This window comes from Spongiibacter sp. (assembly GCF_041602295.1).
In the GTDB taxonomy this organism is placed as follows: Bacteria; Pseudomonadota; Gammaproteobacteria; order Pseudomonadales; family Spongiibacteraceae; genus Spongiibacter.
Map to the genome: position 1 here is coordinate 21,621 of NZ_JBFIGO010000032.1, position 6,411 is coordinate 28,031.

Genomic DNA, 6,411 nt, shown 5'->3' on the forward strand with positions numbered 1-6,411 from the left:
CGGAGCGACGAACAACAGCCCTGAGCGATGAACAGCAGCCTTGAGCAATGAACAATAGCCACGATCTGCGACTCATCATGGAGTCGCGCATTCCCATCACCGTCATCGAAACCTGGGAGGAGCCGCGGGCGCTGAAACTGCTCAGCAAACTCGGCATCCAACTGGCCCTGCCGGTGTTCGCCTGGTCGGCCACCGAGGGCCTGCAGCGTGCGGATATCACCCCCTCCGCCAAGCTGGCCCACACCGCCGAGCCCGAGGCCGTGCTCAAGCATATCCGCGCGGCAAGGCAGGCGGGCCTCTACGCCCTTTGCGATTTCCACCCCTATCTGGAAAACGAACCCCTCAATGTGCGACTCATTAAAGAAATCGCCATGCAGGCTGAAGACAGCGGCCAGCGGCTAATTCTAATCAGTCACGCCCTGCGCATTCCCGCCGAGTTTAAACGCATGACGGCGCGCTTCTCACTGTCCATGCCCGAGGACCACAAACTGCTGGCGGCCGTTCACCGCGAGGCCCAGCAATTTAGCCGCGACAAGGGCCGCAAAGTGCGCACCGACCGCGATGCCCTGAATAAATTGGTCAGCAATCTGCGCGGCCTGCCGCTGGAAGATGCCCGCAAACTGGCGCGCGGCGCCATCTATCACGACGGCGCCATCACCCACTCCGACATTCACGCAGTTAACAAGGCCAAGTTCGAACTGCTCGATATGGACGGCGTGTTGAGCTTTGAATACGACACCGCCAGTTTCAACAATGTCGGCGGCCTAAACCGCCTGCGCAGCTGGTTAAGCAAGCGCGAGGCCGCCTTCCAAAAAGCCCAGGCCGATTCTCCCAAGGGGATTTTGCTGGTCGGTGTGCAGGGCGGCGGCAAAAGCCTGGCGGCCAAGGCGGTTGCCGGCCTCTGGGGCCTGCCCCTGCTGCGCATGGACATGGGGGCCATGTTCAATAAGTTTTTTGGCGAATCGGAGCGCAATGTCCGCGAGGCGCTGCAACTGGCCGAAACCATGTCACCCTGCGTATTGTGGATAGACGAAATTGAAAAAGGTATCGTCGCCGACGACAACGACGGCGGCACCGCCCGGCGAGTACTCGGCACCCTGCTGACCTGGATGGCAGAACAGCGCAAACCGGTATTTGTGGTGGCCACGGCCAACGATATCCAGCGACTGCCACCCGAACTCATCCGCAAGGGCCGGCTGGACGAAATCTTTTTTGTCGATTTACCCAGTGCCGAAGTCCGCGCCGAGATCTTCCGTATTCATTTGGAAAAACGCGACCACGACAGCAGCCGCTTTTCTCTGGCGGCCCTCAGTGAAGCCAGCGACGGCTTTACCGGCGCCGAAATCGAGCAGGCCGTTGTCGCCGCCGGCTACACCGCAAGGGCTCGCGACGAAACACTGAGCAACGCGCATATTATCGGTGAAGTCACCAACACCGTACCCCTGTCCATCACCATGAGCGAGCAAATAGCGGCGCTGCGCCACTGGTGCCAACAGCGCGCAGTCGCTGCCGACTGAGCTACAGGCCCGGCTCCTGCGCCGCGACCTCACGCAGTATTGGCATCAGCCCGTAAGCGTTAAATACCGCGTCAATCTGGCTATCATTGCCCCCGCCCTTGCTCTTGTTGCGCTGTTTCAGCGAGACCTGCTGACTGCCGGCGATGATCGGATAACGCTGCATCCACACACCGCGACCTTCGACCATGGAGCACACCGTGCCGGCCTTCAGGCTCATCGCCTTTAGCCAGACATCATCGGCGTTGGGTGCCAGACGCGTAAAAGCATCCGCATCGCCAATCTCCTCGGCAAAGCAGCCGGGAAAATACAATACGCCGCCCACCCCAGTCGGAAAAATCATCAGCGAGCTATCGCGATCATCGCTGCGCCGCCACCACTGCTTATAAGGCAGTAATTGCCCTTTTTCATCCAGGCGAATGCGGTGCCCGCGGGTGCAGTGAATCTGCTGCGGCGCCCGCAAATGCGCGCGGTAAAGCTGATCGATCATATCCTGCGGGTACAGAATATCGTCATCGACGGTCAGCAATAGGGCGTCGGGGTATTTTTTCAAGGCGTAGAAAAACTTGGTGTAGGGCCCCAAATCTTTCTCGACAAATTCAATATCGAGGCCGCGCTGGCGCTGTAAATTTAGCACCGCCGGAATATCCGCCTCGGAAAATTCCTGTGCCGACAACCACAGCACAATACGGTCGGGCTTGTGCGCCTGCTGCAACAAACTTTCAATGGTCAAATACACATCGTGAATACGCTTGCTAAAGCTGGTCAGTGATACCACTAACTGGCGGGGGCTGTTTGCCGCCACACCGCTGTCGCGGCGCCACAGGGCATCGGCTTCAAAGCGCTGGGTCAATGCTTCAACACGGCGGTCTATGGCCTCAGCCAAGGCGCGCTGCTGGCGCTTTTCCCGACGGAGTTTTTTTAGCATGGCAATCTTGTTTCCTTTTATCTCCAGCTGAGCGTGGCGCCGCCCAGCCTTGTCGCGGTATGCTGCGCACTGTATCAAACCGTGAACAGTCATGCCCTTACTCGCTTTACAACAGCTGTGCTGCCCGCTAGACGGCGCCGCCATGCAGCGCGATCAACACCAGTGGCGCTGCCCTGCCGGCCACAGCTTCGATATTGCCCGCCAAGGGTACATCAACTTACTGCCGGTGCAGCACAAAAAATCCCGCGACCCCGGCGACAGCAAGGAGATGGTGGCCGCCCGCAAACACTTTTTGGACAGCGGCCATTACGCCCCCATCGCCGCGGCGATCAACGCACTGCTAAACGACAACACCGATGACCAACACACGCTGCAAGTCCTCGATGCCGGCTGCGGCGACGGCTACTATTTACAGGCATTGAGCCAGAGTCTGGATCGCGATAAGCGACAGCTTGTCGCCACTGGCCTGGATATTTCCAAGTGGGCACTGCGCAGCTGTCTGCAGCGCAACCGCCAGCTCAATGGCATTGTCGCCAGCAATCGCCAAGTGCCCCTGCCCGATGCCAGTGTCGACATCTTACTGTGCGCCTTTGGCTTTCCGGTGTATGCCGAATTTGCCCGCCTGCTGCGCCCCGGCGGCCTCTACCTGCAGGTGGACAGCGGCCCCGACCACCTGTTGGAAATGCGCCAACAACTGTATCGCGAAGTGCGCCGCAGCGACGCCCCCAGTCTCGACGCGGGCCAACAGCACATTGGCCCGGTCATCGCGGAGCGCCGCCTGCAGACCCACACCGCCGACCTCAATGCCGAGGAACTAACGCAGCTGCTGCAAATGACGCCTCACTATTACCGCGCCAGCGCCGATGCGCGGCAACAACTGCTGGCACAGGCGCCCATGGCGCTGAGCCTCGATGTGCGATTGCGCCTGCTGCAGCGCGCGGCAGTTTCTCCTGCCGGCGGGGAATGAATCGCGCCGCCATCGGTCTACATCTGCAGCCGGCAGCAGGACAATACGCTTGAAAAATGCTCGACCATCCCCACCTAGTGGCAATAAGTAGAAACAACAACAGGGAATCCCCGATGACCGAACACCAGCAGCTCAGCCAATTAAACGACTGGCTGAACACCCAGATTATTGGCCAGCAGCAACTGACCCAGCGCCTGCTGATCGCCCTGCTTGCCGACGGCCACTTGCTCGTCGAGGGCGCGCCGGGGCTGGCTAAAACCAAGGCGATCAAAACCCTGTCCGACGCCATTGAAGGCAGCTTTCAACGCATCCAGTTCACCCCGGACCTGCTGCCCGGCGACGTCACGGGCAGCGACATCTACCGCCCGGAAACCGGCGTTTTTGAATTTCAACGCGGCCCGATTTTCCACAACCTGCTGCTGGCCGACGAGATCAACCGCGCCCCGGCAAAGGTGCAGTCGGCACTGCTTGAAGCAATGGCCGAACGCCAGGTCAGCGTCGGCAGCAACAGCTATCCACTGGAAGAATTATTCCTGGTCATGGCCACCCAGAACCCACTGGAACAGGAGGGCACCTATCCACTGCCCGAGGCCCAGCTGGACCGTTTTCTGATGCACGTCAACGTCGACTACCCCAGCGCCGAGGCCGAGCTGGCCATTCTGCGCAGCGTGCGCGCCGAAGCCCAGGGTGAAACACCGTCTGCACCGCAAATCAGCCAGCAAACGCTATTCAATGCCCGCCGCCAAGTGCTGACCCTGCACATGGCCGAAGCCGTCGAGCAGTATCTGGTGCAGCTGGTGGTCGCCACCCGCAATGCCGGCCAGTGGGACAGCGAGCTCGGCCAGTGGCTGGATGTCGGCGCCAGCCCACGGGCCACCCTGGCACTGGACCGCTGCGCCCGCGCCCACGCCTGGCTCGCTGGCCGCGATTTTGTCAGCCCCGACGATGTTCAGGCGGTCGCCCACGATGTGCTGCGCCACCGGCTGATTATCAGCTTCACCGCCGAGGCCGAAGGCGTGCAGCGCGATCAGCTGATCGACCGCCTGCTCAGCCTCGTGCCGGTTGCCTGAGAGTGGTCGGCCCGCAATGACCGGCAAGCCCATCGCCAAGCGCCACTACGCCATTCGCGGCGCCAGCGTCAGCCAATCCGCGCTGATCGACGCGCGACTGGCCGCCCGCCAATTGCGCCTGCGCCAGCAACGTCGCCATGTTGCCCGGCAGGCCGGCAGCCACCCGGCGCCCTTTAAAGGTCGCGGCCTGAGTTTTCAGCAACTGCGCGCCTATCAGGGCGGCGACGAAATCCGCCACATCGACTGGCGGGTGACCGCGCGCACCACCAAGCCCCACACCCGGCTGTTCGAAGAGGAGCGCGAGCGCCCCATCGTGATCGGCCTCGACCAGCGCCGCAATATGGCCTTTGGCAGTCGCCAGTGTTTCAAATCGGTAATGGCCTGCCACGCCGCCGCCCTGCTCGCTTGGAACGCTCTGGACAGCAGTGACCGTGTCGGCGGTTTTATCTTTGCTGACCACAGCCACAGTGAGAGCCGCCCGCGCCGCAGTGCCCGCGCAGTGCTGCACTTTTTACACCGCGCCGGCGACGTCAATCAGGCCCTGCTGAACACCACCGGCGATCCGCAGCCACCTCAGCGACTGGCCCACGCACTGGAAGAGCTACGGCGCATCACTCGCCCCGGCTCGTCGGTGTTTATTATTAGCGACTTCCATGACTACGACGACGACGCCCACCGCCAACTGCTGTTACTGGCCCGTCACAACGACATCGTCGCGCTGTGTATCAGCGACCCACTGGAAGAAACACTGCCGCTACACGGTTTGCTGCCACTCAGTGACGGCCAACAGCGGCGCAGGGTTGATATCGACAAATCGTTGCAGGGCCGCTATCGACAACACTACCTACAGCAGCGTGAACAACTGCAGCAGCGCCTGCGCCAGCTCGGCGTTGCCCTGCTGCAACTGCGTACCGACGACGACCTCCTTGACGTACTTAGCAGGGAGATTCGCTTAACATGAACCCTCAGCAGCACGACCCGCTGGCGCAACTCGCCGACATCCACCTGCCCGCCGCCGTGCCCAGTTTTCCCTGGGCCTGGGGTTGGTTCGCGGTGCTCGGCGCCGCCGCACTAGTACTGGCGATCACCGGCCTCCTGCTATGGCGCCGGCGACAAGCCAATGCCTATCGCCGCGCCGCACTGGCGGAGTTACAGCTACTGGCGCAGGAGCCCGACGATCAGCGCTACGCCAGCGCTGTCAATCAGTTGCTGCGCCGCGTTGCGCTGCTGGCGCTGGGCCGCGACGCCGCCGCGCTCAGCGGCCGGCGCTGGTGCGACTACCTCAACAGCGCCTGCAAGACACCGCTATTGCAGGCTGACTTGCTCGCCGAACTGGAGGCCGCCGCCTACCGACCGGCCAGTGCCTTGACGGCGCGCAGTACACTGCACAGCCAAGTCTCTAACTGGCTGAGCAAACACCGGAGGGCACTGCCGTGATCAGTCTGCAATGGCCCTGGCTACTCGCCCTGCTGCCGCTGCCGCTCATCCTGCGCTGGCTGTCGCCTGCGGCGAGCAGCGCCGAGGGCGGCGCGGCGCTGCGCGTGCCCTTCTTGCAGCAGTTGCTAAGCCTCGGTGCACAGCCCGAGCAGAAACTGCGCAGTACGCGCCGGCTCGGCCTGCTGTGGATGAGTTTGCTGTGGCTGAGCCTGCTGGTTGCCGCCAGTGGTCCGCAGTGGGTCGGCGCCCCGCAAGCGCTGCCCGCCAGCGGTCGCGACCTGATGCTGGCGGTCGATATCTCCGGCTCCATGGCCCAGCAAGACATGAAAATTCAAGGTAACGCGCTGCCGCGTATTACCGTGGTCAAGGCCGTGGTCAATGAATTCGTCAGACAGCGTCAGGGCGACAAACTGGGGCTGATCCTGTTCGGCTCCCAGGCCTATATTCAATCGCCGCTGTCCTTCGACCTGCACACCCTCGGCGTACTCATGGATG

The 6,411-nt window shown here is 62.0% G+C and carries 7 protein-coding genes; 6 read left to right on the plus strand and 1 reads right to left on the minus strand.

The window, feature by feature from the left end; translation table 11 throughout:
* Positions 1-47: 47 nt before the first annotated feature.
* A complete protein-coding gene (locus ABYM29_RS07595) occupies positions 48-1,517 on the plus strand; it encodes an AAA family ATPase (RefSeq protein WP_372864124.1) in 1,470 nt (489 codons plus the stop codon).
* A 1-nt stretch (position 1,518) separates the two neighbouring features.
* Here the strand turns inward: ABYM29_RS07595 and ABYM29_RS07600 are convergent, their stop codons facing one another.
* Positions 1,519-2,442, minus strand: coding sequence for a glycosyltransferase family 2 protein (locus ABYM29_RS07600; RefSeq protein WP_372864126.1), 924 nt, complete (start codon positions 2,440-2,442; stop codon positions 1,519-1,521).
* 91 nt (positions 2,443-2,533) lie between these two features.
* On the opposite strand from ABYM29_RS07600, the gene ABYM29_RS07605 reads away from it, so the two are divergent.
* The 5 genes from ABYM29_RS07605 to ABYM29_RS07625 form a co-directional block, all read left to right on the plus strand.
* Complete coding sequence (locus tag ABYM29_RS07605; RefSeq protein WP_372864127.1) at positions 2,534-3,409, plus strand: putative RNA methyltransferase; 876 nt, start codon at positions 2,534-2,536, stop codon at positions 3,407-3,409.
* Positions 3,410-3,522: 113 nt separating this feature from the next.
* Entirely contained in the window at positions 3,523-4,479 is a 957-nt protein-coding gene (locus ABYM29_RS07610; protein ID WP_372864128.1) for an AAA family ATPase, read from the plus strand.
* Between the two features lie 16 nt (positions 4,480-4,495).
* Positions 4,496-5,440, plus strand: a complete 945-nt coding sequence (locus ABYM29_RS07615; protein WP_372864129.1) for a DUF58 domain-containing protein — start codon at positions 4,496-4,498, stop codon at positions 5,438-5,440.
* Entirely contained in the window at positions 5,437-5,916 is a 480-nt protein-coding gene (locus tag ABYM29_RS07620) for a DUF4381 domain-containing protein (protein ID WP_372864130.1), read from the plus strand. The genes ABYM29_RS07615 and ABYM29_RS07620 overlap by 4 nt, the downstream gene beginning before the upstream one ends.
* A partial coding sequence (locus ABYM29_RS07625) for a VWA domain-containing protein (RefSeq protein WP_372864131.1) occupies positions 5,913-6,411 on the plus strand: 499 nt, incomplete at its 3' end. The genes ABYM29_RS07620 and ABYM29_RS07625, both read left to right, overlap by 4 nt.